This is a genomic window from Kribbella pratensis, from assembly GCF_004366075.1.
GTDB lineage: Bacteria > Actinomycetota > Actinomycetes > Propionibacteriales > Kribbellaceae > Kribbella > Kribbella pratensis.
The window spans coordinates 1,587,162-1,611,811 of sequence record NZ_SODU01000001.1 but is presented as its reverse complement, the minus strand read 5'-3'; the positions used below and the strand labels follow the sequence as shown (position 1 = coordinate 1,611,811).

Below are 24,650 nucleotides of genomic sequence, written 5' to 3'. Positions count from 1 at the left end.
CGCGGTCTCCCCACGTCCCCACAGCGCCCATGAGAGCGCCCGCCCCACCCTCCTGATACACCCCTGTGGAAATCTCCCCCGAGAAAATCCCCCCGGAACCTATCCTGATCACAGAACGTGCTCACGTCCCGATCAGGAGCAGTCATGGAATCGCCTTACACCCTCCCGAACGGCCTCATCATCCGTGTCGTCGACACGGCCACCGCCGGCCGCGCCCTCGGCAACGCGGTTCAGTCGTGGCACGAGGGCGCAACCGAGCCGCTCTTCTACGGCTCCGAAGGCCGCCCGGAAGGCGTCGTGATCTCCTTCGACCAGTGGGCCGAGTACGTAACTCTCAAGGAAGACGCGGAGGACGATCGCCGGCGACTCGAAGGTGTACGCCGGCGACTCGCCAACACCGGCCCGGAAGACTACGTGTCGTTCGAAGATGCGGCCCGCGAAGGTGGCTGGGACCTCGATGTCCCGCCGGGGCCGGCCGATGACCCCGACAGCCGTCCATGACGAGCTACCACCTCATTTTCGACGAGGATCTCCGGCAGGGGATCGACCGGCTGAGTGCGGAGTACAGGCGCGACCCCAACAGCCCCGCCGGTCGGGAATACGTCGGCGTGATCAACGCCATCAAGGCGCTGCAATCGGGACGTCAGGACGCCTACGAGGGCAAGCAACTCGGCTACGGGCCGCAGTCCCACGACCTACGGGACTGTGCCGAACTGAAGGTTCCGGTCGTAGCGGAGTTCACGCCTGGCGGATTTCCACGGGGCGCGTCGCACCGACTGATCTACCGGGAGTTCGAGCCGCTGCCGACTGTCCAGGACGGACGTGTTGTGCAGGACCCGGAGGCGAAACCGTACCGCCATGTGATCGCCTTCGGTCACCGCTCCGACGATCCGGCGGCAGTCGCCGGGGAACGATTGGGGCGCAGCCGCGGAGAACCTGACCGCGAGCTCTACGGGCTCACCGGAGGAGGACGGCCGGCAATCGGCCCGGACCGGCGGGAGGGCGTGCAGACGACCCCACACCGGATCGCGGTACCGGGCGATTTGCTGAAGGTTGCCCAGATCCTCCGCGACAGCCCGCCGGCAGGCACGGCGCCGAGACCGGCCTCGGCGCCGGAGGCGAATGTCAATCGGGCGCCCGGTCCTGGTGCGTCGAAGTCGAAGGAACGCTGAGCCGGGCTTGTGCTCAGGCCGCGTCCGTTGTGTGGGGCGTGAACGAAATGCGACTCTCGTCGCCGTCGAGCGCGATGTTGAGCGACGCGTCCAGCGCGAGAGCAAGCTTCGAGAGCAACGGCAGGGTGGGAACGGTGTCGGAACCTTCGATCCGCGAGACCTTGGCTTGCGTCAGCCCGGCGCGATCAGCCAGTTGGCTCTGAGTCAGACCGAGCTCAACCCGCCGTTCGTACACGGCTTTGGCGAGAGCCATCGACAAGCGGATCTCACGCCGTGCCTGGACAACATCCTCAGGCTCAACGGCGCCCGCGCCGAGCTTCCGCTGACGCACAGTCTTCCAGCGGCTGTGACTCATTGCTCGATCTCTCCTCTCTCGATCATCCGAACGAACTCCTCGTGCGCTGGTCCGTGTTGAGCCTCGCAGATCTGCTTGGCCACCAGCGCCCGCTTGACCTCGGTTTCCTCTCGCATTCACGTCTTCCGGAAGACCGTGAGGTTCGCCCAAGGACGCTGCCTGCTCGGCGAGGAGCCCGACGTATTCCTCGACCTTGAGGAAGTGCTTAGCAGGCAGGCTCTCTAGCCAGGCTCGAACTTCCGGTTCCAGTTCGATCGCGTAGAGCCGGTCCATCATTTACTCAGTATATGTCGTAGACGACATATCGCAACCTGGCCTGGCACCCAGGGCCGCTTCTTGTCAGGTGGTGCGTACGGACCGTGACCTCTTCCTGCTGGTGTGGGCGGCTGCCGCTGTGGGCGCCGAGGCTCGGTGTCTGAATACGTGAGATTGCGTGTATCAGGACGGCTTCCCGCGGATCTGTATGGGCGACAGAGGCTGTGCTTGGGGTGTGGGCTGGGGTGAGGGGACGCCGGATGAGGGTTCTGGTCAGCGGGGATCGCGGTTATATCGGGGCGGTGATGGTGCCGTTCCTGCGGGCTGCGGGGCATCAGGTGGACGGGTTGGACACCGGGCTGTACGAGGGGTGCGACCTCTTGGGCGGGCCGGAGCCGATCGGGGAGCGCGTGCCGCGTGACATGCGGGACGTGACGGCGGGGGAGCTGACGGGGTACGACGCGGTGGTCTGTCTGGCCGCGTTGTCGAACGATCCGCTGGGGCACCTCAACCGCGACGCCACGTACTCGGTCAACCTCGAAGGGACACTGAACCTCGCCCGCGCGGCGAAGGACGCCGGTGTCGGGCGGTTCCTGTTCGCGTCCTCCTGCAGCCTGTACGGCGCCGCGGGGTCGGAGGCGGTCGCCGAGGACGCGGAGATGTTCCCGGTCACGCCGTACGGCGAGACGAAGGCGCTGGCGGAGCAGGAGCTGTCCAAGCTCGCCGACGACACGTTCAGCCCGACGTACCTGCGGAACGCGACGGCGTACGGCGCCTCGACGCGGCTGCGGCTCGACATCGTGGTCAACAACCTGACCGCGATCGCGCTGACGTCCGGCCAGGTCCGGCTGGAGAGCGACGGCACTCCGTGGCGGCCGCTGGTGCACATCGAGGACATCAGCCGCGCGTTCCTGACGGTGCTCGAGTCGCCGCGGGAGACGATCCACGACGAGGCGTTCAACGTCGGCCGCTCCGAGGACGTGGTGCAGGTCCGCGACATCGCCGAGATGGTCCGTGAGGCGGTACCGGGGTCGACCCTGTCGATCGCCGACGGCGCCGGCCCGGACCTGCGCAACTACAAGGTCGACTTCAGCAAGCTGAACGACACGTTCCCGGACCTGCGGCTCGAGTGGACGGTCCGCAAGGGCGTCGACGAGCTGTACGACGCCTACCGGCGGCACGGCCTCACGCTCGACGACTTCAACTCGGCGCAGTTCGTCCGGCTGCGCCGCATCCAGCAACTCCTCGGCGCCGGCCTGGTCGACGACCAGCTGCGCCGTCAGACCGACGAGCAGTTCCCCGGGCCGAAGGAGCTGAACCGATGACGGACCCAAAGACGGACTCGGTCGCCTGCCGCCTCTGCGGCGAACCGTTGACGCGGACGTTCGTCGACCTCGGCATGTCGCCGCCGTGCGAGAGCTTCCTGCGCGCCGACCAGATCGACAGCGGTGAGACGTTCTACCCGCTGAACGTGCGGATCTGCGACAACTGCCTGCTGGTCCAGCTCCCGGCGTACGTCGCCGCCGACGACGTCTTCAGCGACTACCTGTACTTCTCGTCGTACTCGACCAGCTGGGTGGAGCACGCCCGCCGCTTCGTCGTCGACATGCAGGAGCGGCTGCAGCTGAACGAGAACAGCCTGATCGTCGAGGCAGCCAGCAACGACGGCTATCTGCTGCAGCACGCCGTTGCCGAAGGCATCCCGGTGCTGGGGATCGAGCCGGCCGCGAACATCGCGAAGATCGCGAACGAGAAGGGCATCCGCACCGAGAGCTACTTCCTCGGCGAGGCGACCGGGGCCGACGCTGCCAAACGGCACGGCCAGGCGGACCTTGTCGTCGGCAACAACGTGTTCGCCCACGTCCCGGACATCGTCGACTTCGCCAAGGGCCTGCGCGCGCTGGTGAAGGACGACGGCCTGGTGTCGTTGGAGTTCCCGCACCTGCTCCGGCTGATCGAGAACCGCCAGTACGACACGATCTACCACGAGCACTACTCGTACCTGACTCTCAAGACCGCGGCCGACGCACTCAACAGGGCCGGCCTGACGGTTGTCGACGTCCAGGAATTGCAGAGCCACGGCGGCTCGCTCCGGGTCTTCAGCACGCCGACCGAGACCGCGGGTGAGCCCACCGAGCTGGTCGGCAAGGTGCTGCAGGACGAGGAGGACGCCGGACTGCACAGCGTCGAGGGGCACCTGGGCTTCGCGGCCGAGGTGTTCAAGATCAAGTCCGATCTGCTCGAGTTCCTGATCCAGGCACAGCGCGACGGCAAGTTCGTCGCCGGGTACGGCGCTCCCGGCAAGGGCAACACGCTGCTCAACCACTGCGGCATCCGCGAGGACCTGCTGCCGTACACGGTCGACCGCAGCCCGCACAAGCACGGGATGTTCCTGCCCGGCACGCACATCCCGATCCACGCCCCGGAGCGCCTGGCCGAGACGCGTCCCGACTACATCGTGATCCTGCCGTGGAACCTGCGCGCGGAGATCGTCCATCAGCTCGGCTACGCACGGGAGTGGGGCGCGAAGTTCGTCGTACCCATCCCGCGCCTCGAAGTGATCTGAACGTGTTGGGGGGAAGGGAAGTCAGATGAAGGTCGTGATCTTCTGCGGGGGGTTCGGGCTGCGGATGCGCAGCGGAGTCGACTCCGCACCGAAACCGATGATGACGATCGGCGACCGGCCGGTCCTGTGGCACGTGATGCGGTACTACGCGCACTTCGGCCACACCGAGTTCATCCTCTGCCTGGGCTTCGGGGGGTCCGCGGTCAAGGAGTACTTCCTGCGTTACGAGGAGACGGTCTCCAACGACTTCGTGATGACGAAGGGCGGGCAGCGCATCGAGCTGCTCGACTCCGACATCAGCGAGTGGAAGATCACCTTCGTCGACACCGGGATCGACACCAGCATCGGTGAGCGGCTGCGCCGGGTCCGGCCGTACCTGGAGGACGACGACGCGTTCCTGGCGAACTACGGCGACGTGCTGACCGACGCGCCGATGGACAAGATCGTCGACCACGTGATGACCAGCGACATCACCGCGAGCCTGCTCGCGGTCCCGCCGCAGGCGTCGTTCCACGTGGTCGAGTTCGACAACGACTCGCGGGTCACCGGGCTGCGCTCGGCCGCCGATCTGAACGTGTGGATCAACGGCGGGTACTTCGTGATCAAGAAGGAGATCTTCGACGTCCTGCACGAGGACGAGGACCTGGTCGGCGACGCGTTCCCGCGGCTGTCCGCGATGCGCAAGCTGGAGGCGATCCCGCACCACGGGTTCTGGGCGCCGATGGACACGCTCAAGGAGCGCAGCCAGCTCGAGGAGCTGTACCGGTCCGGCAAGAAGCCGTGGGCGCTGTGGAGCCACGAGGCCCGCCAGCAGAACGGCAAGCTCGTGGACAAGGCGCCTGTGGTGGTGGCGATCTGATGCTGCCGTTCCAGCTCGGCCTCATCGACGGACCGGTCCACCTGGTCGCTCTCGGCGCGCATCCGGACGATATCGAGATCGGCTGCGGCGGCACGCTGCTCAAGCTGGCCGAGTCGGTGCCGCAGTTGACCGCCGAGTTCGTGATCGCGACCGGTACGCCGGTGCGTCTGGAGGAGGCCCGCCGCGCGGCGGAGCTGTTCCTGCCGGAGTGCGAGGTGACCGTGACATCGGCCGAGCTGCCGGACGGACGGCTGCCGGCGTACTGGAACGAGACCAAGGAGTTGCTCGAGGCAACCGCTCGCGCCGGTGACACCGGGCGCCGGCCCGACCTGGTGCTTGCCCCGAGCAAGAACGACGCACATCAGGATCACCGGCTGATCGCCGAGCTGGCGCCGACGGTCTGGCGCAACCATCTGGTGCTGCACTACGAGATCCCCAAGTGGGACGGCGATCTCAGCCGGCCGTGGCTGTACGTCGAACTCACCGAGGAGCAGCTGCGCGACAAGGTGGCGCTGCTGCACAAGGCGTACCCGTCACAGGTCCCGCACGACTGGTTCGACGAAGAGGTGTTCGCCGGGCTCGCCCGGCTCCGCGGCATGGAGTGCCGAGCGCCGTACGCCGAAGCCTTCACGACCGGGAAAGCCACGCTGACATGGTGAACGAGGGGGATGCAGTGAGCTTCAAGTGTCGTGGGTGCGCAGCGGAGAACGTCGTACCTGTGGTCGATCTAGGGCCGCAGCCGTGTGCCGACTACTTCCCGCCCGCGGACACACCGGGGCCCGATCCGCGCTGGCCGCTGGACCTGTGGCTGTGCCGGTCCTGCACGCTGGTCCAGCTCGGTCCCGTCGAGGCGCAACTGCCGGAGGAGCCGCTGGCGGTGGAGTCGGCGACGAGCATCGCGCATGCCGAGAAGTCGGTGAAGGAGCTGCTCACCGAGTACCCCCAGCTGCACAACAGCGTCGTCTTCGAGTTCGCCAGCCACCATGGCGGTTCCTGGCTCGAGCACCTGTACGCCGCGGGCTCACGACTGGCCGGTGACGGCGAGAAGGCCGATCTGGTCATCGATGTGCACGGCATCGTGCACGAGCCGCAGTACGGCGAGATGCTGAAGCTGCGGGCGGAACGGCTCGCGCCGGGCGGCCTTCTGGTGATGGAGTTCCACCACCTGTTGCCGTTGTTCGTCGGGAACCAGTTCGACACCATCCGCCACGGGCACTGGGCCTACGTCTCGCTGCGGGCACTGCGGAACCTCGCCGCCCTTCACGGGCTGGCGGTCGAGTCGGTGAAGCAGGTCGACATGTTCGGCGGCAGCCTGATGGTGATGCTCCGGCACACTGCCGATGCGAAACCGGACGCCTCGGTCGACGTGGTGCTGGAGGACGAGGATGCCGCAGGCATCGCCGACGAGGTACAGCTCGGCAGCCTGCAGGAGGCCGCGTGGCATGCGGCCGGGGCGCTGCACGACGAGCTGGCCCGGCACAAGGCCGCCGGCCGCACCGTCCTCGGGTACGGCGCACCTTCCAAGGCGCCGGTGCTGCTCGACCTCAGCAAGGTGACGACGGAGCTGCTGCCGTTCACCGTGGATCTTGCCCCCGGCAAGCACGGCCGCCGCGTACCGGGTGGCTGCATGGTGCCGATCCGTCCGATCGAGGAACTGAAGGCCGCACGGCCGGACATCGTCCTCGTCCTCACGTGGGACATCGCCGACGAGATCATCGCCCAGCTGGAGGCCGACGGCGGCTGGGGTACGACGTACCTCGTCCCACTCCCGGAACCGTACGAGAGGGAGTGCTGACATGGAGATCGTCGAGGTCCCAGGCATCGCCGGCGTCCTGCTGTTCCGTCCGGCGCCGCACCGCGACGAGCGCGGGTTCTTCTCGCGCACGTTCGACCGGGACGTGATCGCGAAGGCCGGTCTCGACCCGGACGGCTTCGTCCAGGACAGCATCTCCCGTTCGCGTCGGGGCGTCGTCCGCGGCATGCACACCAGGTCCGGCCGCGGTGAGGCCAAGCTGGTGCGCTGCTCGTACGGCGCGGTGTTCGACGTCGTCGTCGACCTGCGTCCCGGCTCGCCGACGTACCGGAACCGGGAGACGTTCGACCTGACCGGCGACAACCAGGTGACCGTGTACGTGCCGGCCGGCTGCGCGCACGGATTCCAGGCCCTGACCGAACCCGCTGACGTCTCGTACCGCATCGACCGTGCCCACGACCCGTCCGAGGACGTGGCGATCCGTTTCGACGATCCCGACCTGGACATCCCGTGGCCGCTGCCGGTGACGCTGATGTCCGACCGGGACAAAGCAGCAGCATCACTCGCCCTGGCCACCACGAGGCTCACATGAACAAGTCTTTCGAGAAGTCCGTTGCCGCGAACAAGCGACTGCACGACCTGGTCCCCGGCGGCGCGCACACCTACGCCAAGGGTGAGGACCAGTTCCCCGAGCACCTGGCGCCGGTGATCGACCACGGCGACGGCGCGCACGTCTGGGACGTCGACGGCAACGAGTACATCGAGTACGGCTCCGGCCTGCGCGCGGTCAGCCTCGGCCACCGGCACCCGAAGGTGCTCGAGGCGGTACGCCGTGAACTCGACCGCGGCAGCAACTTCGTGCGGCCGAGCATCATCGAGCTCGAGGCCGCCGAACGCTTCCTCACCACCGTCCCGACCGCCGAGATGGTGAAGTTCGCCAAGAACGGCTCGGACGCGACGACCGCCGCGGTGAAGCTGGCGCGTGCGGTCACCGGGCGGCCCCTGGTCGCGCTCTGCGGCGATCAGGCCTTCTTCTCGATCGACGACTGGTTCATCACCCGGACCCCGATGTCGGCCGGGATCCCCGACGAGATCGCCGACCTCACCGTCACCTTCCCGTACGGCGACCTGGGCGCCACCGAGGAACTGTTCCGGCGGCACGAGGGGCGGATCGCCTGCCTGATCCTGGAAGCCGCGACTCAGCAGGACCCGCCGGCCGGCTACCTGGAAGGCCTGCGCGACCTGGTCCACCGGCACGGCGCACTGCTGATCTTCGACGAGATGATCACCGGGTTCCGGCTGTCCGCGGCCGGTGCCCAGGGTCTGTTCGGCGTGACGCCCGACCTCTCGACGTTCGGCAAGGCGCTCGGCAACGGCTTCGCGGTGTCGGCCCTGGCCGGCAAGCGCGAGTATCTGGAGCGCGGGGGACTGCGCGACAGCCACGAGCGAGTCTTCCTGCTGTCGACCACGCACGGCGCCGAGACGCATGCCCTCGCGGCAGCTGTCGCGGTGATGGACGTGTACGCCGAGGAAGACATTCCCGCCCGCCTGCACGAGCGCGGCGAGCGGTTGGCACGGGGTGTTCGCGAAGTCGCCGCGGCCGCCGGAGTACAGGACCACGTGCTCGTCCGCGGCCGCCCGAGCAACGCGGTGTTCGCCACGCTCGACCAGGACTTCAACCCGTCGCAGGACTACCGCACGCTGTTCCTCCGCGAGCTGATCCTCGGCGGCGTCATCGGCCCGTCGTTCGTCGTCAGCAGCGCCCTCACCGACGCCGACATCGACCGCACCGTCGAGGTCGTCGCCGGCGCCTGCGCGGTCTACCGCCAGGCCCTCGACGCCCAGGACGTCCAGGCGTTCATCGGCGGTCGTCCCGTCAAGCCGGTCTTCCGCCGGTTCGTCTAGGAAGGAAAGACCATGGTTTCAGCTCTTCCCAGGCTCAGCGTCGGACTGCCCGTCTACAACGGTGAGGAGTATCTCCGGGAGGCGCTCGACGCCGTTCTGGGCCAGACGTACGAGGACTTCGAGCTGGTGATCTCGAGCAACGCCTCGACCGACGCGACCGACGACATCTGCCGCGAGTACCAGGCGCGGGACCCGCGGATCCGCATCTTCCGCCAGGAACACAACATCGGTGCCGCACCCAACCACCAGTTCGTCTTCGACCAGAGCCGCGGCGAACTGTTCAAATGGGTCGCGGCCGACGACCTGTACGCGCGCGATCTTTTCGAGCGCTGCGTCGCCCTGCTGGACGAGCATCCCGACGCGGTTCTCGCCCACGCGTGGGGCGCGGCGATCGACGGCGACGGCGAGGTCATCCAGGCGCTCGAGTACCCGCTGACAACCGACTCCTCGCAGGCACCGGAGCGGTTCCGCAGCATGTTGTTCGGCGTGGACCTGCCCGGAGCGCTGGCCGCGGACGACTTCTACGGGGTGATCCGCTCCGACGTACTGCGCAAGATCAAGCCGCACGGCAGCTTCTACCACGCCGACTACACCTACACCGCGGAGATCTCCTTGCACGGCCGGTTCGTGCAGGTGCCCGAATGGCTCTACTTCCGCCGCCAGCACGACGACCGGGTCTCGCTCGCGTCGATCAGCACTGTTGCCGCCCGACTCGACCCGAGCCGGGACAGCTGGTTCCGGACCTTCAAGGCGCGGCTGTTCGCGGAGTACCTCTGGAGCTGGTTCGCTGCCGTTCGACGAGCTCCGCTCAGTGGTGCGGAGCGTCGCACGTGCTACCGGCACATCATCTCGTGGGCCGGCAATCGTGCCGCTCGGCGGCTGCCGGGACGCTCCGGGCCGCAGGCACCGGAGAGCTTCGGTGAGATCGGCACGCGGGTGCTCGCCAGCCGGGCGCTCGTCGCCGGAGCAGGCGGCCGTCCGTGACCAGCGCGCGAAGGATCGGCCTGTTCGGCCGGCTGGGCTCCGGCAACCTCGGCAACGACGCGACACTCGAGGCGGTGCTCGCGTATCTCCGTGCGGAGTACCCGGACGCGGTCGTGGACAGCATGTGCTCGGGACCCGAGGCACTGACCGCGCGCTACGGGATACCGGCGGTGCAGCTGCACTGGCTGCACGACAAGCAAGCGCCGCAGTCCCGGCTCGCCCGTGCGGTCCTGACCGTGCCGCGCATCGCCCTCGGCGCCCTCGTCGACACCTGGCGGACGGCCGGCTGGGTCACGCGCCATGACGTCGTCATCGTCCCCGGCATGGGCGTGCTGGAGTCGACCGTGCCGCAGCGGCCGTGGCAGCTGCCGTACTCGTTGGCCGTGCTGTCGATCGCCGGCCGGCTGTCCGGTACGAAGGTCGCGTTCGTCAGCGTCGGCGCGACGGTGGTCCGGCAGCGCGTGACACGTGTGCTGCTGAGGATCGGCGCCCGGTTGGCGCACTACCGCTCCTTCCGGGACGAGGAATCGCTCGATGCGGCCCGTCGTACCGGCTTGGCGTCCACGCGCGATCGGGTCTATCCGGATCTGGTCTTCGCGCTTCCTGCTCCGGCAGCGGCACCTGGGCCGACCGGGATCATCGGCGTCGGCGTGATGGCGTACTACGGCAGTGCCGACGACCGCGCGCGATCCGACGAGTTGCACACGACGTACCTGGACAAGATGCGGCGCCTGGTCGGCCGGTTGGTGGCGAGCGGCTATCAGGTGCAGCTCTTCGTCGGCGACGAGGCGGACGAACCGGTAGTGCCGGAGCTGCTGGCGGAGGCCGGTCCGGGCAACGCCCGCTACGACCGCTGCGACACGTTCGACGAGCTGATCCACCAGGTCGCCGGCGTCGACGTGATGGTCGGCACCCGGTTCCACAACGTGATCGCCGCGCTGAAGTGCGGTACGCCGACGATCGCGATCGGGTACGGGCGCAAGCACGACGCCGTGATGCGGCTGCTCGGGCAAGGCGAGTACGTCCACGACATCCGTGACTTCGACGTCGACCGGCTGATCGAGCAACTCACTGTGCTGACACACGACCGCGAACGGATCGTCGGGGAACTGGCGGAGCGCAACAGCGAGCTCAAGCGTGCGCTGGAGGACCAGTTCAGTGCCCTGTCGGCCGAGGTGTTCGCGAGGCCACCGGCGCGGGTGGGGAGTGTGCCCACATGAGCCGGATCGCGCTGTGGCGGCAGCAGATCGCCGGCCGGCTCGGCTGGGCCGTCGCCGATCAGGCGGTGTCGAGTCTGGAGAACTTCCTGCTCGGCGTCTTCGTGGCCAACGTCCTCGGCGCCGAGGGCCTCGGGGCGCTCGGCCTCGCGTTCGTCGCCTATTCGATCGCGCTCAGCTGTTCGCGGGCCTTGGCGACCGACGCCCTGATGATCAGGTTCTCCGGGACAGCGGGCGACGTCTGGCGCACCGCGGCGTCTGCGGCGACCGGCGTCGCGCTGCTCACGGGTACGGCCATCGGCGTCATCTGCGTCGGGCTGGGCCTGATCCTGAAGGCCGCAGAACCCGGCTCGGAGGCCGGTATCGCGTTCCTCGCGATCGGCATCGCGATGCCGGCGCTGACCCTGCAGGACAGCTGGCGGTGTGCCTTCTTCGCGGCCGAGCGCGGTGCGAGGGCGTTCCTCGTCGACGTGGTGTGGACGGTGCTGTTCCTGAGCCTGCTGATGGTCGTCCACCTGACCGGGAACACCAGTCTGATGCTGGTGCTGATCGGGTTCGGCGCCACAGCCCTGGTGGCCGCGGTGGCGGGAATGATCTACGCGCGGACGGTGCCACGGGTTCATGCCGCGCGGTCCTGGCTGCGCGCACATCGTGATCTCGGCACGCGCTTCCTGGTCGAGAACGTGGTGATGGGCGCCGGCGGGCAGATCCGCGCGCCGGTCGTCGCGGCCGCGGTCGGGCTGGCCGCGGTCGGCGCGATCCGGGCCGCCGAGATGCTCATCGGCCCGGTCGCGGCGCTGCTGATGGGCATCTCCCAGGTCTCCGTCCCGGAGGCCGCCCGCGCGCTGCGCAAGGGATCCGGCCCGCTCCTGCGACTCTGCCTCGGCATCAGCGCGGGCCTCGCCTCGGTGGCGTTCGCGTGGGGCCTGGTGGTCATCGTGATCTTCCCGTTCGGGATCGGCAGCATGCTGCTCGACGGGGTCTGGCCGGATGCGCACCGGCTCGTGCTCGGGGTGATGGTGAGCTCTGCCTTCGGCTGCCTGCAGATCGGCCCCTCCGCGGGGTTGCGGGCCCTCGGACGTGCCGACCGGACGATGCGCTGCCAGCTGGTCGTGTCGGCCCTGTTCATCCTCCTCGGCACCGTCGGAGCTGTCACCGGGGGTGCTCTCGGGGCGGTCTGGGGGACGGCGATCGCGTCCGCTGTCGGGTCGGCGATCTGGTGGTGGCAGTTCCTGCGCGCCCGGCGGGAGTACTTCGAAGCAGCGGGCGAGCTGATCCGGCCTGGGAAACACTTCAAGACGACGGGAGCGGCCGCATGACGAACGCAACTGCTGAGCAGTCACGGCGCCCCGACCGCCTCGACACCGAGATCGTGATGACGATGCTGATGCGCCGCAACGGCGGATCCGGCGTCCAGACCCATGTGCGCACGGTGGGGCAGTACCTGGACGCCGCGACGCGGCCGACCAGTGTGGTCAACCCGTTCTCGTCGAAGGACCCGTTGCTCCCGCCGGTCTTCGGGGCAAGGTTCGCCATCCGGCTTTTCAGTCCGCAGGCCAGTGTGTGGTGGTACCGGTACTGGCACGCCTATTACCTGGAGCGTGCGCTGGCCGCCCACCTGTCGGGTGCCGGACCAGCTGTGGTGTACGCGCAGTGCCCGGTCTCGGCCGCGGTCGCCCTGCGGGTGCGGACGACGCAGCCGGTCGTGATGGCGGCGCACTTCAACCTTTCGCAGGCCGACGAGTGGGCCGGCAAGGGCGACATCGACCCGTCCGGGACGATGTTCGGCGCGATCCGGTCGTTCGAGGAGCAGGTCCTGACCGAACTGGACGGGATCGTCTACGTGTCCGAGTTCGCGCGCTCGGTTCTCGAGGAGCGGATGCCCGCGATCCGCAACGTGCCCGGCATCGTCATACCGAATCCGGTCAATATTCCGCTGCAAGGTGCGGGGGCAGCGCACACCGCGGACCTGATCACGGTCGGGGCTGTCGAGCCGCGGAAGAACCATCGCTACCTTCTCGAGGTGCTGGCCGCCGCCGCACGCCGGGGCCACAGGTACACGCTGTCCGTCGTCGGCGACGGGCCGGACCGGCGCGCGTTGCAGGGGCTCGCCAAGGCCCTCGGCCTCGGCGACCAGGTGCGGTTTCTGGGGTACCAGGCCGATCCGCCGTCGTTGATGGCCGGACACCGCCTCTACTGCCACACCGCGACGATGGAGAACCTGCCGATCGCGCTGCTCGAGGCGATGGCCGGGGGACTGCCGGTCGTCGCCGGAGCGGTCGGCGGCATCCCCGAGATCGTGCGGCCCGGCCAGGAGGGACAGTTCTGGCCGTTGGACGACGCGGAGGCGGCCGCCGGCGTACTGATCGAGGTCTTGGAGGACCCGGCCCGGCTGCAGGCGATGTCGGCTGCGGCCACAGTCAGGGCCGAGACCGAGTTCTCGTCCGAAGTGGTCGGGAAACGCCTGGTCAGCTTCCTCGAGAACATCGAGATCCGGCGGGGAAAGTTGACGGATCAGCCTGATTGAAAGATCTCCCCAAGGATTGGCACCTCTCGTCGCCCGAGGCCTGCCCGCGTAGTAATGTTCGGTCACTCAACGCCGACGCGCGGGTTGACAAGGACACACTGCACGCTGCCGCGGACACTGTAAGTGACCAAGCAGTTGCGGGAGGGAACGAGGGCCGCTGTGAGCGGAGCAGAAGCGCCGGACGCTGTGGACAGCCGTCGGCCGCTCTGGGTCGTCCCGCACGAGGTTCCGGCGATCGTTCCGCTGCCGTCGCGCTCGACCGAGCCGCGCTGGGTCGGCGTGTACCGCTGGGCCGCGGTCGGCGGCGATCTGCTCGCCGCGATGCTCGGTGTCTCGATCGCGCTGCTGACCCGGTTCGGGTACCACGTCGGCTCCAGTTACCTCGTGGTGAGCAGTGTGCTGCCGCTCGCCTGGGTAGCCGCGGTCGCCTTGTCGAAGGGGTACGACTCACGGTTCTACGGGGCCGGGCCGGACGAGTTCCGGTCGCTGCTGCGCGCCGGCGTCGGACTCACCGCGGCAGTCGCGATGACGTCGTACGTGACCAAGGCCGAGATCGCCCGTGGCTTCGTGGTGCTCGCGATTCCGGTGATGGTGGTGGCCGCGCTGCTGCTGCGGTACGCGTTGCGGAAGGACCTGCACCGGCACCGGGTCAGGGGTCGTTGCATGCACAGGGTTCTCGTGGTCGGGCGCAGTGGCCCGGCCGCGACGCTGTGTGAGCACTTGGAGAGCCGGCCGACCGACGGTTTCCGGGTCGTCGCGACCTGTCGCCCGCGCGGTGACAGCACCCGTGACAAGAACGGCCCGATGCAGCCCGAGGAGCTCGCCGAGCCGGACATCCTGGCCGCCGCCGACCGGCACGCGGTCGAGGTCGTCGCGATCGCGACGGACCCGGAGCTGGCCGGCCAGTTGCTGCGCCGGCTGTCCTGGGCGCTGGAGCAGCGCGGCATCGAGCTGATCGTCTCCCCGGGCATCATCGAGGTGGCCGGCCCGCGGATTTCCGTCCGCCCGGTCGCCGGCCTGTCCCTGCTGCACCTGGAGCGGCCGTCGGTCAGCGGCGGACCGCACCTGATGAAGGCGGTCTTCGACCGGGTCGTTGCCCTCGGCATCGTCGCCGTACTCTCGCCGTTGCTGATCGGCCTGGCGCTGGCGGTGAAGCTGTCGAGCCCCGGTCCGGTGCTGTTCCGGCAGCAGCGGGTCGGGCGCGCGGGTGCCGAGTTCACGATGCTCAAGTTCCGCAGCATGTACGTCGACGCGGAGCAGCGGCTCAGCGACCTGTACGCGTTGAGCGACGGCAACGGCGTGATCTTCAAGATGCGCAACGACCCGCGGATGACGCCGCTCGGCCGCTGGATCCGCCGGTTCTCGCTCGACGAACTGCCGCAGCTGTTCAACGTGCTGCGCGGCGACATGTCGCTCGTCGGTCCGCGGCCGCCGCTGGCCGAAGAGGTCGCGTTGTACGCCGCCGACGACTCGCGGCGGATGCTGGTGAAGCCTGGCATGACCGGCCTCTGGCAGGTCAGCGGCCGCAGCGACCTGTCCTGGGACGAGTCGGTCCGCCTCGACCTGCGGTACGTCGACAACTGGTCGATGACGCTGGATCTACTGATTCTCTGGAAGACCGTGCGCGCGGTGATCTACGGCGCGGGAGCTTACTGATGGACCCTGTGTTGGATTCTGGGGCACCGGTGTACGTCGCGGGTCACCGCGGCCTCGTCGGCTCGGCCCTCTGGCGTCGCCTCGAGGCGGCCGGGTACACGCACCTGATCGGCGCGTCATCGGCGGAGCTCGATCTGCGGGACCGTCAGCAGACGTTCGACTTCCTGCGCGAGCACCGGCCGGCGGTCGTGATCGATGCCGCGGCCCGGGTCGGCGGCATCCTCGCGAACCGCGACCACCCGACCGAGTTCCTCAGCGACAACCTGCGCATCCAGGTGAACCTGATGGACGCGGCGCTCGAGGTCCGCACGCCACGGCTGCTGTTCCTCGGGTCGTCGTGCATCTATCCGAAGTACGCCGAGCAACCGATCCGCGAGTCGAGCCTGCTGACCGGTGAGCTGGAGCCGACCAACGACGCGTACGCGATCGCCAAGATCGCGGGCATCATGCAGGTCCAGGCGGTACGCCGGCAGTACGGCCTGCGCTGGATCTCCGCGATGCCGACGAACCTGTACGGTCCGCACGACAACTTCGACCCGACGTCGTCGCATGTCCTCCCCGCGTTGATCCGCCGGTTCCACGAGGCAAAGGCCGCTGCCGCGCCCGAGGTGGTGTTGTGGGGGAGCGGTACACCGCGGCGCGAGTTCCTGCACGTGGACGACCTCGCCGACGCGTGCCTGCACCTGCTGGAGCACTACGACGCACCGGAGCCGATCAACGTCGGTGTCGGCGCCGACGTGACGATCCGCGAGCTGGCCGAACTGGTCGCCCGGACCGTCGGCTACACCGGTGCCCTGAGCAACGATCTTTCCAAGCCGGACGGCACCCCGCGCAAGCTGCTCGACGTGAGCAGGTTGCTGGCGCTCGGCTGGAAGCCCACCATTTCCCTCGAAGACGGTGTGGCCGCCACCTACGCCTGGTACCAGGAGCATGTGGCATGACCCCCAACATCAAGAGGGCCTTCATCACCGGCATCACCGGCCAGGACGGTTCGTACCTGGCCGAGCTGCTGCTGTCCAAGGGCTACGAGGTGCACGGCCTGATCCGGCGCGCCAGCACCTTCAACACCAAGCGGATCGACCACCTGTACGAGGACCCGCACGCCCGGGACAAGCGGCTTTTCCTGCACTACGGCGACCTGACCGACGGGTCGCGACTCGTCACCCTGCTCGCGTCGATCCAGCCGTCCGAGGTCTATCACCTGGCCGCGCAGTCGCATGTGCGGGTCAGCTTCGACGAGCCGGAGTACACCGGGGACACCACCGGGATGGGTACGACGCGGCTGCTCGAGGCGATCCGGATGATCGGGCTGGACTGCCGGTTCTACCAGGCGTCGTCGTCGGAGATGTTCGGCGCGACCCCGCCCCCGCAGAACGAGGACACCGCGTTCCACCCGCGTTCGCCGTACGGCGCCGCGAAGCTCTACGGCTACTGGATGACCCGGAACTACCGCGAGGCGTACGACATGTTCGCGGTGAACGGGATCCTGTTCAACCACGAGTCGCCGCGGCGCGGCGAGACGTTCGTGACGCGGAAGATCACCCGCGCGGTGGCCGCGATCAAGACAGGTCGCCAGGATCGCCTGTACCTGGGCAACCTGGACGCCTGCCGCGACTGGGGCTACGCCCCGGAGTACGTCGAGGGCATGTGGCGGATGCTGCAGCACGACACCCCCGCGGACTACGTGATCGCGACCGGTACGTCGTACTCCGTCCGCGACTTCGTCTCGCTGGCGTTCGAGCACGTCGGGCTGGACTGGGAGAAGTACGTCGACCACGACCAGCGCTACGAACGTCCCACCGAGGTGGACTCGCTGATCGGGGACGCGTCGCGGGCCGCCACCGACCTCGGCTGGAAGGCGCAGGTGCACGTTCCCGAGTTGGTCCGCATCATGGTCGACGCCGACCTCGCACTGCTGAACGGGGAGGACGCATGAGTAGGGTCGACGTTCTCGGGATCCACGTCAGCGTGACGAATCTGGACCGGACGGTGGAGACGTTCGCGCGCTGGATCGACGACGGTGAACGTCAGTTGGTGTGCGTGTCCGACATGAACGCGTTGCTGCACGCGCGTGCCGACGCTCGGCTGACCGAGGTCTACAACACGTCCGGCCTGACCGTTCCGGACGGGATGCCACTGGTGTGGGCCGGCCAGCGCGCCGGGTTCGAGGAGATGGGCCGCGTGGCCGGTCCGGATCTGCTCGAGCGAGTGCTGGCGGAGGCGGCGGACCGCGGCTGGACGCAGTACTTCTACGGCGGTGCCGAGGGCGTGGCGGAGGAGCTGCGCGAGCGGTTCCAGGAGCGGCATCCGGCGTTGAAGGTCGTCGGCGTCGAATGCCCGCCGTACCGTGAACTGACCGACGCCGAGGACGCGGAGACGGTTGCCAGGATGAACGAGGCGCGGCCCGACATCGTCTGGATCGGGCTGGGCGCGCCGAAGCAGGAGCGCTGGATGGCCGACCACCGCGACCGGCTGAACGCGACGATCCTGATCGGGGTCGGTGCGGCGTTCGACTTCCACACCGGCCGGCTGGACCGTGCGCCGTACTGGATGCAGCGCTCCGGGCTGGAGTGGAGCTTCCGGCTGTACAAGGAGCCGCGCCGGCTCTGGAAGCGTTACGTGCTGGGCATCCCGCGATTCCTCCTGGGCATCCTCCGCCATCCGCCACGCCCCGTTTAGAGTGAGCTGGTGAAGTTCCGGCGGCCGAAACTACGTCGGCTGGCCGGACCGGCTGGTCGCGCGGGCTGGGGTCTTGCCGATCAGGGCTTGTCGAGCCTCAGCAACCTCGCCGTCGGGGTCGTCGTCGCGCGGTCCAGTACCGTCGCCGACTTCGGTGTCTACGCGCTCGCGTTCGGTGGCTACACGATCGCCCTGAACGTGTCGCGGGCGATCTCGACCGAGCCCCTCGCCGTACGCCACTCCGGCGTTCGCAGCCCGGAATGGGAACGAGCAGTCCGGGCCAGTACGGCGACGGCGCTCTTCACCGGAGTCCTGGCGTCGTTGCTCGGTCTTGCCATCGCGGCTGTCCCGGCCGTTCCGTCTCGTGGTGTGCTGCTTGCCTTCGCGTTGACCATGCCGGGCCTGCTCCTGCAGGACGCGTGGCGCTGGGCGTTCTTCGTCGTCGGCGAGGGACAGAAGGCGTTCGTCAACGACCTGATCTGGTTGCTCGCGATGCTGGCGATCTTCGGCGGCCTCTATCTCACCGGTACGACGTCCGCGTTCACGCTCACGTTCGGATGGGGACTCGGCGCGGTGATCGCGGCGATCGCCGGCCGCTTCCAGGCGGGCGTGGCGCCGCGCCGGCAGCTGATTCGTGAATGGGTCAAGCGGAACTGGGACCTGAGCCCGAAGTACGTCGGGGAGATGCTCGCGGTCTCCGGCACCATCCAGCTCTACATGCTCGGCATCACGGCCGCCGCCGGCCTCGTCGCGACGGCGGGCATCCGGGGAGCACAGGTACTGCTCGGCCCGGTCAACGTGCTGAACCAGGGTATCCGGATGATCTCCGTCCCCGAGGCGGCCCGGGCGTTGCGGCACTCGTACCGGCGCCTGTGGCTCGCCGGCCTCGCCATCTCGCTCGGCGTCGGCGCAGGCGCACTGGCGTGGGGCGCGATCTTCCTCCTGCTACCTCCGGTCGTCGGCCGCGAACTGCTCGGCCCCGGCGTCTGGAACCAGGCCCACAGCGTCCTGGTCCCCGTCATCCTGCTCCAGGCCCTGGGCGCCTCCAACGCCGGCGCCTTCGCCATCCTCCGAGCCCTCACCGCCGCTACCCGCGGCCTCCGCGTCCGCCTGATTTCCTCAGTCGTCCTGATCGTCTGCGGCGTCGGCGGCGCCTTCCTCTGGGGTCCCCAAGGCGCGGCGTGGGGCCTGGCCGGCGCCTCGTTCGCCACCCTGCTGCTGTGGTGGAACGAAGCCCACCGAGCGATCGCCGCCCACCGCCGGGTCAGCGGACGGTGACGGTGGAGTAGCCGCTTCGTACGGCGTGACTCCCGTCGGACACCTCGATGCGGTAGTTCTGGGTCGTTCTGGTCGGTGCTGTGGCGTCGGTGAGCGTGACGGTGGGGCGGGACCAGAACGCGGAACTGACTCTCGTGACGGCGACGACGGTCGTCCCGCGGAGCAGGCGATAGGTGAGGCGGATGTCGTCGTTGTCCAGCGAGGCCTGGACAGTGGCCTTCACCTGACCGATGGCCGGCCTGGAGAGTGTCGGCGACGCCGGGGCGCTCGGTGCGGCGCCGGCGCCGAGATTGGTGAACCGGGTCAGGCCCTGCTGGCCGGCGCCGTTGACCTTGGTGAAGTCACCACCGATCCAGAGATCACTGCCGCCAGTTGCCGACACGAGTGGACCGACCGATGTCGGCGGTCCTGCGTTCGTGTTCGGGAACCAAGGTCCCAGGGAACCGTTGGCCGGATTCTGCAGTAGCAGGAAGTGGGTGCCGCTGCCGTCCGAGAAGGCACCGGGACAACTGTGCGCGTGCGACCCCTTGAACAGCCACCCGTTCACCATGGTGATCGCCTCGGTCGCGCCCAGGCAGGTGCTCTTCCAGACCAGGTTGCCGGTGGCAACATCAGCCGCCCAGGTCCCGTCGAAGCATCCCCAGCCGTCGCCGGCGTTGGCGAAGTACACCCGGCTGCCGGACGTCTCGATGTCCTTCACCCGCGACGTGCACCCGCTCGACGGCGACGGTACGGCCGACGCCGCGGCGAAGCGCAGCGGTGCGCCGGTCGAGTTGTTGACGCTGGCAACAGCCCAGTGACTCGTTCCGCCGATCTTGGCGAACGTCCCGCCCAGATAGACCTTCGAGTTGTCGTCGGCCGCGTCGATCGCGTAGACATCGTTGTCAGCGTTCGGGTTCCACGGCAGCAGGGCGCCGGTGACCGTGCTGATCGCGGCGGCCCGGTTCCGGGTCACGCCGTTCACGATCCCGAACGACCCGCCGAAGTACAGGCTGGATCCGCCGATCGCGAGCGCCTTCACCCGGTACGACACCTGCGGCGCGATGGCCGCGACCAGCGCGCCGGTCGCCGTGTTGAACGCGGCGATCCGGTTCCGGACCTGGCCGTCGACGCGGGTGAAGTCCCCGCCGATGTACACCCTGGAGCCGTCGGCCGACGCGACGACCGCCCAGACGATCCCGTTCAGGACATGGTTCATCCCGGCGTCGAGCGCGCCCGTGCTCTGGCTGAACGCGGCCAGATAGGTCCGGCTCGTCTCGTGGGTCCCGGCGGCCGCGCCCGGCGGGCGTACGGTCAGGAAGCGGCCCCCGACGTACGCCTTGCCCTTGGCAACGGCCAGGCCGAGCACACTGGCGTCGGTCTGCCACGTCGATACGGCGACGGCGCTCAGGCCTGCCCCGGTGGCTGTCGCGGGTGCTGCCGGCACCACCCCCAGCACGAGCCCACTGATGCCTAACGCAACTAACAGTCGTGTCCCCATGATCGATCCCCCTTGGTCACCAAGCTACGACTGAGGGTTCCGATGCGGAAGGGGCAAGTCAGGGGATCTTTACGGTGGCGTTGGCGCCCTTCATGATGTTGCGGCCGTCGTGGACCTCCACGTGGTACGTGTACGACGAGCCGCGGGCGAGGCCGCGGTCGACGACCTGGTAGGTCTTACGGGGCTGCCAGAAGTACGTCGTGTACTTGTTCGAGCCGACGTTCAGCGAGCCGCGGAACACGTTGTACGTGAGCGTCAGGTTGTCCAGGTCGTACGAGTCCGTGTAGCTCACGTACACGCGCCCCGACGACGTCGCGGTCAGCGTCGGAGCCTTCGGTACGGCGGGAGCCGCACCGCCGGGCGTGTTCGTGAACCGGGTGATTCCCACCTGGATCGTGCCGTTCACGTGCAGGAAGTCGCCGCCGACCCACAGGTCAGTGGCGGTGCCGGCCATCGCCAGCGGACCGACCTGGGTGGTGCTCTTCGGGTTCGCGTCGGTGTTCGGGAACCACGGCCCGAGGTTGCCGTTGATCGTGCTCTCGACCAGCAGGTAGTGCGTGCCGGTTCCGTCCGGGAAGCCGTTCGGCGACGAGCTGCAGTTGTGCGCGTGCGAGCCCTTGTAGAGCCAGCTGCCGATTGCCTTGATCGCCTCGGTCGCGCCCAGGCACTTGTTCTGCCAGAGCAGCTTGCCGGTCGACACCTGCGCGGCCAGTACGCCGTCGTAGCAGCCGCCACCGTCGCCGCCGTTGGAGACGTACACGTTGTCGCCCAGGGTGTCGATATCCTTCACCCGCGTGGTGCAGGTCGCCGTCGGCTTCGGGATCGCGGCCGCCGCCGGGAAGGCGAACGCCGCGCCGGTGGTGTTGTTCAGCATCGCCAGCGAGTAGTGGTCCTTGCCGTTGATCGTGCTGAACGGTCCGCCGACGAACACCCGGGTGCCGTTGTCGGCGACGTCGACGGCGTACACGTCGTTGTTCGCGTTCGGGTTCCACGGCAGGAGGTCGCCCTGGATCAGCCGGACCGCGCCCAGCCGGTTGCGGGTCGCGCCGTCGATCGCGCGGAACGCGCCGCCGATGAACACACTGTTGCCGTAGATCGCCAGCGCCTTGACCCGGGCCGCCACGACCGGGTCCCAGGCCGCGACCAGCTTGCCGGTGGCCACCGAGAACATCGCGATCTTGCTGCGCCGGATGCCGTTGACCGTGGTGAAGTCACCGCCGATCACCACCCACTTGCCGTCGGGGCTGGTGGCGATGGCATACACCGGTCCGTTCAGCACCGGCGCGAACGCGGTCGGCCTCCCGGTGGTGCGGTCGAACGCCGCGACGTACGAGCGGAGGGCCTCCGGCGCCTGTCCGGACGCCTTGCCTGGCTGCCGAAGCCTGGTGAAGAGACCGCCCGCGAACACGGTGTTCCCGGCGATCGCCAGCGCGTTCACGCTGTTGTTGGTCTGCCACGAGGTCTGCTTGATCGCGGACACCGCGGACGCGAAGCCCGGCGTCGCTGCCTGCACCGGAGGTCCGGAGGGAATCAACGCGGCGGCGAGCACAGCCGCACCCGTGAGCAGGGCGAGCACTAACTTCTTCATTTATGTCCTTCGACAGGCGGGGGCGTAACAGTGCGTGCCTCATCACGCACCAGCGGCGGACATTACCGCTGTGGGAGGCCCACCGGAAGCGGACCTCCCACCCGCGTTATGAGTTTGTGTCAGATCTTGCAGAAAGACGCCTTTTCACCTTGCTGCATAGTGGGATTGGACCTGTACGGGGGTGAGTGCGTACGGGTAGACGGCCGCCTCGTCGATACCCATTCCGGTCTGGGTCGCTCCACCACCGGGCCACGAGTTGGTGAGGTCGTACCCGACCCGCCACCAGCCGTAGTACACCGACGCCGAGCCGACCAAGGCGCTCCCGCTGAGTACGCCGTCGACGTACAGCTTCATCATTCCAGTGCTGCCGGTGCCGTCGTAGCTGCCGACCACGTGGTGCCACAGGCCGTCGTTCTTGCCGGACGGGCTGGTCAATGTCCGCTGCGAGCCGTCGTTCACGCCGAAGACGATCGAGCCGTTGGTCCGCATGTACAGCATCCGGTCGCCGCCACCGCCGCTGTTCCCGGTCTTCGAGTTGCCGAAGCCGATGATCCGGCCGCCGCGGTTGAACCCGCTCTGCTTGACCCAGGCCTCGACCGTGAACTGCTGCGGCATGCTGTACGCCTTCTCGCCGACCATCCGTCCGCTGGTCGAACTGGTCGTCATCGCGGTGTTGCCCGCGATCGCGCCGGCGCCGCCCAGCGTCACGCCGGTGAACGTGCCGTTGTTGCTCTGCCCCGAGGCGTCGACCGAGGTCGTCGTACCGGCCGGCTCGCCGAGTCGCCAGTACGCCTGCGGCCCGTCCGCGTTGACGATCTGGTCGTACGCCGTCGACGCGGCCGAGGCGACCGTGATCTGGTCGGAGTAGTTGCCGCGGACCGTCGTACTGCCGTCGGTGACCTCGACGCGGTAGTTGGTGACCTCACCCGGCGCCGAAGAGGTGTCGGTGTAGCTCAGCCACGGCCGGTCCCACGGCGTGGACCTGGCCGTCCAGGTCGCGATCGTGGTGTTGCTGAAGCCCTTGAGCAGCCGGTAGGTCAGCGTGCTGTCGTCGTTGTCGACCACGGTCGGGAAGTGGATCTGCACGACACCGGGCTGGACGCTGTAGGGGAGCAGCTTGGCCGGTTTGGCCGGGGCCGCGCCTGGGGCGGCGTTGGTGAAGCGGGTCAGGCCCTGCTGGCCGGTGCCGTTCACGTTCAGGAAGTCGCCGCCGACCCACAGGTCGTTGCCGCCGGTCGCGAACGCCAGCGGGCCGACGTTGGTGACACTGTTCGGGTCGGCGTCGGTGTTCGGGAACCAGGGCCCGAGCGTGCCGTCGGTCAGCTTCTCGCTGAGCAGGAAGTGGTACCCGAAGCCCTGCGGGAAGCCGCCGGCGCCCTGGTTGGCGCAGTCGTGCGCGTGCGAGCCCTTGTACAGCCAGCCGTTGACGACCTTGACCGCCTCGGTCGCGCCCAGGCACTGGTTCTTCCACTTCAGCGTGTTGGTCGCGATGTCGGCCGCCCAGGTGCCGTCGAAACACCCGCCGCCGTCACCGCCGTTGCCGAAGTACACGGTGTCGCCGCTGGCGTCGATCGTCTTCACCCGGGTCGTGCACGACCCGTTCGGCGGCGGTACGGCGGATGCACCGGGGAAGGGCAGGACGGCGCCGGTGACCGGATCGAGGCTCGTCACGGTGTTCTGCATGGTGCCGTTGACGGTGCTGAACTGACCACCGGCGTACACCTTGGACGCGTCATCGGCGGCGTCCACCGCGTACACGTCGCCGTTGACCGCGGGCGCCCAGGGCAACAACGTGCCGGTGTCGGTGGTGACGGCCGCCAGCCGCAGGCGGTCCACGCCGTTCACCAGGCCGAACGAGCCGCCGAAGTACACCGTCGTACCGGAGACCGCGATGGACTTGACGCGGTACGAAACGGACGGTTTCCAGTTCGCCACCAAGGCGCCGGTGGCGGTGTCGAAGGCGGCGATCCGGTTCCGCGTCTGGCCGTTGACCGTGGTGAAGTCACCGCCGACGAAGATCCGGGAGCCGTCCGCGGAGGCGGCGACCGCGTAGACCTGGCCGTTCAGCACCGGGTTGAACGTGCTGACCAGTGCGCCGGTGGCCGCGTCGAAGGCCGCCAGGTACGCCTGGGCGATCTCACCGGTTCCGGGCGCGGCGCCCGGCGGGCGGACGCTGGTGAAGCGTCCTCCGGCGTACGCCGTGCCCGCGGCGACCGCGAGACCCTGGACGCTGGCGTTGGTCTGCCAGGTCGAGCTGTTGGTTGCCGCGAGCGAAGCCTCGACGCTCTGCGCCGGTGCCGCGCTCAGCACGGTTGCTGCGACGGCGAGTGCCGTCCCTACGACCCCCAGCCGTGTGAACAGCCGTCGTTTCGTCAT

Annotated in this window: 22 protein-coding genes; 18 read left to right on the top strand and 4 right to left on the bottom strand. The window is 68.6% G+C overall.

What is annotated here, in order from left to right; translation table 11 throughout:
* Window positions 1-144 precede the first annotated feature (144 nt).
* Together EV137_RS07685 and EV137_RS07680 are read left to right on the top strand one after the other, a co-directional pair.
* On the top strand, window positions 145-501 hold the full coding sequence (locus EV137_RS07685) for a hypothetical protein (RefSeq protein WP_134127436.1): 357 nt from the start codon (window positions 145-147) through the stop codon (window positions 499-501).
* Window positions 498-1,172 (top strand): hypothetical protein, encoded by a 675-nt coding sequence (locus EV137_RS07680; protein ID WP_134127434.1) that lies wholly within the window; start codon window positions 498-500, stop codon window positions 1,170-1,172. The genes EV137_RS07685 and EV137_RS07680 overlap by 4 nt, the downstream gene beginning before the upstream one ends.
* Window positions 1,173-1,185: 13 nt before the next feature.
* On the opposite strand, the gene EV137_RS41325 is transcribed toward EV137_RS07680, so the two are convergent.
* The gene (locus EV137_RS41325) at window positions 1,186-1,803 is read right to left on the bottom strand and encodes a helix-turn-helix domain-containing protein (protein ID WP_238175158.1); all 618 of its coding nucleotides are present in this window, start codon (window positions 1,801-1,803) and stop codon (window positions 1,186-1,188) included.
* Window positions 1,804-2,042: 239 nt separating this feature from the next.
* Here EV137_RS41325 and EV137_RS07665 point away from each other — a divergent pair, with 239 nt between their 5' ends.
* The 16 genes from EV137_RS07665 to EV137_RS07590 all read left to right on the top strand — a co-directional run bounded on the left by EV137_RS07665 (window position 2,043) and on the right by EV137_RS07590 (window position 19,206).
* Entirely contained in the window at window positions 2,043-3,107 is a 1,065-nt protein-coding gene (locus EV137_RS07665) for an NAD-dependent epimerase/dehydratase family protein (protein ID WP_134127430.1), read from the top strand.
* Entirely contained in the window at window positions 3,104-4,348 is a 1,245-nt protein-coding gene (locus EV137_RS07660) for a class I SAM-dependent methyltransferase (RefSeq protein WP_133999200.1), read from the top strand. The genes EV137_RS07665 and EV137_RS07660 overlap by 4 nt, the downstream gene beginning before the upstream one ends.
* Window positions 4,349-4,373: 25 nt before the next feature.
* Window positions 4,374-5,207, top strand: a complete 834-nt coding sequence (locus tag EV137_RS07655) for a sugar phosphate nucleotidyltransferase (protein WP_133999197.1) — start codon at window positions 4,374-4,376, stop codon at window positions 5,205-5,207.
* Window positions 5,207-5,866, top strand: coding sequence for a PIG-L deacetylase family protein (locus EV137_RS07650; RefSeq protein WP_134127428.1), 660 nt, complete (start codon window positions 5,207-5,209; stop codon window positions 5,864-5,866). Before EV137_RS07655 ends, EV137_RS07650 begins: the two co-directional genes overlap by 1 nt.
* Before the next feature lie 14 nt (window positions 5,867-5,880).
* Window positions 5,881-7,002 (top strand): class I SAM-dependent methyltransferase, encoded by a 1,122-nt coding sequence (locus EV137_RS07645; RefSeq protein WP_166679794.1) that lies wholly within the window; start codon window positions 5,881-5,883, stop codon window positions 7,000-7,002.
* Window position 7,003: 1 nt separating this feature from the next.
* The gene (locus EV137_RS07640; protein ID WP_133999189.1) at window positions 7,004-7,552 is read left to right on the top strand and encodes a dTDP-4-dehydrorhamnose 3,5-epimerase family protein; all 549 of its coding nucleotides are present in this window, start codon (window positions 7,004-7,006) and stop codon (window positions 7,550-7,552) included.
* Window positions 7,549-8,865 carry a glutamate-1-semialdehyde 2,1-aminomutase gene (locus EV137_RS07635; protein WP_133999186.1) on the top strand — a complete coding sequence of 439 codons (1,317 nt, stop codon included), beginning with the start codon at window positions 7,549-7,551 and terminating at the stop codon, window positions 8,863-8,865. Before EV137_RS07640 ends, EV137_RS07635 begins: the two co-directional genes overlap by 4 nt.
* Before the next feature lie 12 nt (window positions 8,866-8,877).
* Window positions 8,878-9,849 carry a glycosyltransferase family 2 protein gene (locus EV137_RS07630; RefSeq protein ID WP_133999182.1) on the top strand — a complete coding sequence of 324 codons (972 nt, stop codon included), beginning with the start codon at window positions 8,878-8,880 and terminating at the stop codon, window positions 9,847-9,849.
* Window positions 9,846-11,069, top strand: coding sequence for a polysaccharide pyruvyl transferase family protein (locus EV137_RS07625; RefSeq protein WP_134127424.1), 1,224 nt, complete (start codon window positions 9,846-9,848; stop codon window positions 11,067-11,069). Before EV137_RS07630 ends, EV137_RS07625 begins: the two co-directional genes overlap by 4 nt.
* Window positions 11,066-12,385 (top strand): MATE family efflux transporter, encoded by a 1,320-nt coding sequence (locus EV137_RS07620; RefSeq protein WP_134127422.1) that lies wholly within the window; start codon window positions 11,066-11,068, stop codon window positions 12,383-12,385. Before EV137_RS07625 ends, EV137_RS07620 begins: the two co-directional genes overlap by 4 nt.
* On the top strand, window positions 12,382-13,593 hold the full coding sequence (locus EV137_RS07615; protein ID WP_133999173.1) for a glycosyltransferase family 4 protein: 1,212 nt from the start codon (window positions 12,382-12,384) through the stop codon (window positions 13,591-13,593). Before EV137_RS07620 ends, EV137_RS07615 begins: the two co-directional genes overlap by 4 nt.
* A gap of 159 nt (window positions 13,594-13,752) precedes the next feature.
* On the top strand, window positions 13,753-15,249 hold the full coding sequence (locus EV137_RS07610; protein WP_238175157.1) for a sugar transferase: 1,497 nt from the start codon (window positions 13,753-13,755) through the stop codon (window positions 15,247-15,249).
* A complete protein-coding gene (locus tag EV137_RS07605) occupies window positions 15,249-16,190 on the top strand; it encodes a GDP-L-fucose synthase family protein (protein ID WP_133999167.1) in 942 nt (313 codons plus the stop codon). Before EV137_RS07610 ends, EV137_RS07605 begins: the two co-directional genes overlap by 1 nt.
* The gene (gmd, locus tag EV137_RS07600; protein ID WP_133999164.1) at window positions 16,187-17,185 is read left to right on the top strand and encodes a GDP-mannose 4,6-dehydratase; all 999 of its coding nucleotides are present in this window, start codon (window positions 16,187-16,189) and stop codon (window positions 17,183-17,185) included. Before EV137_RS07605 ends, gmd begins: the two co-directional genes overlap by 4 nt.
* Window positions 17,182-17,928: a WecB/TagA/CpsF family glycosyltransferase gene (locus tag EV137_RS07595; RefSeq protein WP_134127420.1), complete on the top strand. Its 747-nt coding sequence runs from the start codon at window positions 17,182-17,184 to the stop codon at window positions 17,926-17,928. Before gmd ends, EV137_RS07595 begins: the two co-directional genes overlap by 4 nt.
* 9 nt (window positions 17,929-17,937) lie before the next feature.
* A complete protein-coding gene (locus tag EV137_RS07590; RefSeq protein ID WP_133999158.1) occupies window positions 17,938-19,206 on the top strand; it encodes an MATE family efflux transporter in 1,269 nt (422 codons plus the stop codon).
* Here EV137_RS07590 and EV137_RS07585 read toward each other — a convergent pair.
* From EV137_RS07585 to EV137_RS07575, 3 genes are all read right to left on the bottom strand, one after another.
* On the bottom strand, window positions 19,193-20,644 hold the full coding sequence (locus EV137_RS07585; RefSeq protein ID WP_238175156.1) for a fibronectin type III domain-containing protein: 1,452 nt from the start codon (window positions 20,642-20,644) through the stop codon (window positions 19,193-19,195). The two genes, EV137_RS07590 and EV137_RS07585, sit on opposite strands and share 14 nt — an antisense overlap.
* Window positions 20,645-20,744: 100 nt before the next feature.
* On the bottom strand, window positions 20,745-22,274 hold the full coding sequence (locus EV137_RS07580) for a WD40 repeat domain-containing protein (RefSeq protein ID WP_134127418.1): 1,530 nt from the start codon (window positions 22,272-22,274) through the stop codon (window positions 20,745-20,747).
* A gap of 144 nt (window positions 22,275-22,418) precedes the next feature.
* Window positions 22,419-24,650, bottom strand: a complete 2,232-nt coding sequence (locus EV137_RS07575) for a LamG-like jellyroll fold domain-containing protein (RefSeq protein ID WP_134127416.1) — start codon at window positions 24,648-24,650, stop codon at window positions 22,419-22,421.

What these genes read in the sequence shown, in the direction of transcription:
- EV137_RS07680 (WP_134127434.1), top strand. Translation starts at nt 498, where the DNA reads ATGACGAGCTACCACCTCATTTTCGACGAGGATCTCCGGCAGGGGATC.
- EV137_RS07575 (WP_134127416.1), bottom strand. Translation starts at nt 24,650, where the DNA reads ATGACGAAACGACGGCTGTTCACACGGCTGGGGGTCGTAGGGACGGCA.
- EV137_RS07630 (WP_133999182.1), top strand. Translation starts at nt 8,878, where the DNA reads ATGGTTTCAGCTCTTCCCAGGCTCAGCGTCGGACTGCCCGTCTACAAC.
- EV137_RS07635 (WP_133999186.1), top strand. Translation starts at nt 7,549, where the DNA reads ATGAACAAGTCTTTCGAGAAGTCCGTTGCCGCGAACAAGCGACTGCAC.
- EV137_RS07685 (WP_134127436.1), top strand. Translation starts at nt 145, where the DNA reads ATGGAATCGCCTTACACCCTCCCGAACGGCCTCATCATCCGTGTCGTC.
- EV137_RS07640 (WP_133999189.1), top strand. Translation starts at nt 7,004, where the DNA reads ATGGAGATCGTCGAGGTCCCAGGCATCGCCGGCGTCCTGCTGTTCCGT.
- EV137_RS07665 (WP_134127430.1), top strand. Translation starts at nt 2,043, where the DNA reads ATGAGGGTTCTGGTCAGCGGGGATCGCGGTTATATCGGGGCGGTGATG.
- gmd (WP_133999164.1), top strand. Translation starts at nt 16,187, where the DNA reads ATGACCCCCAACATCAAGAGGGCCTTCATCACCGGCATCACCGGCCAG.
- EV137_RS07620 (WP_134127422.1), top strand. Translation starts at nt 11,066, where the DNA reads ATGAGCCGGATCGCGCTGTGGCGGCAGCAGATCGCCGGCCGGCTCGGC.
- EV137_RS07615 (WP_133999173.1), top strand. Translation starts at nt 12,382, where the DNA reads ATGACGAACGCAACTGCTGAGCAGTCACGGCGCCCCGACCGCCTCGAC.
- EV137_RS07650 (WP_134127428.1), top strand. Translation starts at nt 5,207, where the DNA reads ATGCTGCCGTTCCAGCTCGGCCTCATCGACGGACCGGTCCACCTGGTC.
- EV137_RS07580 (WP_134127418.1), bottom strand. Translation starts at nt 22,274, where the DNA reads ATGAAGAAGTTAGTGCTCGCCCTGCTCACGGGTGCGGCTGTGCTCGCC.
- EV137_RS07605 (WP_133999167.1), top strand. Translation starts at nt 15,249, where the DNA reads ATGGACCCTGTGTTGGATTCTGGGGCACCGGTGTACGTCGCGGGTCAC.
- EV137_RS41325 (WP_238175158.1), bottom strand. Translation starts at nt 1,803, where the DNA reads ATGATGGACCGGCTCTACGCGATCGAACTGGAACCGGAAGTTCGAGCC.
- EV137_RS07595 (WP_134127420.1), top strand. Translation starts at nt 17,182, where the DNA reads ATGAGTAGGGTCGACGTTCTCGGGATCCACGTCAGCGTGACGAATCTG.
- EV137_RS07660 (WP_133999200.1), top strand. Translation starts at nt 3,104, where the DNA reads ATGACGGACCCAAAGACGGACTCGGTCGCCTGCCGCCTCTGCGGCGAA.
- EV137_RS07655 (WP_133999197.1), top strand. Translation starts at nt 4,374, where the DNA reads ATGAAGGTCGTGATCTTCTGCGGGGGGTTCGGGCTGCGGATGCGCAGC.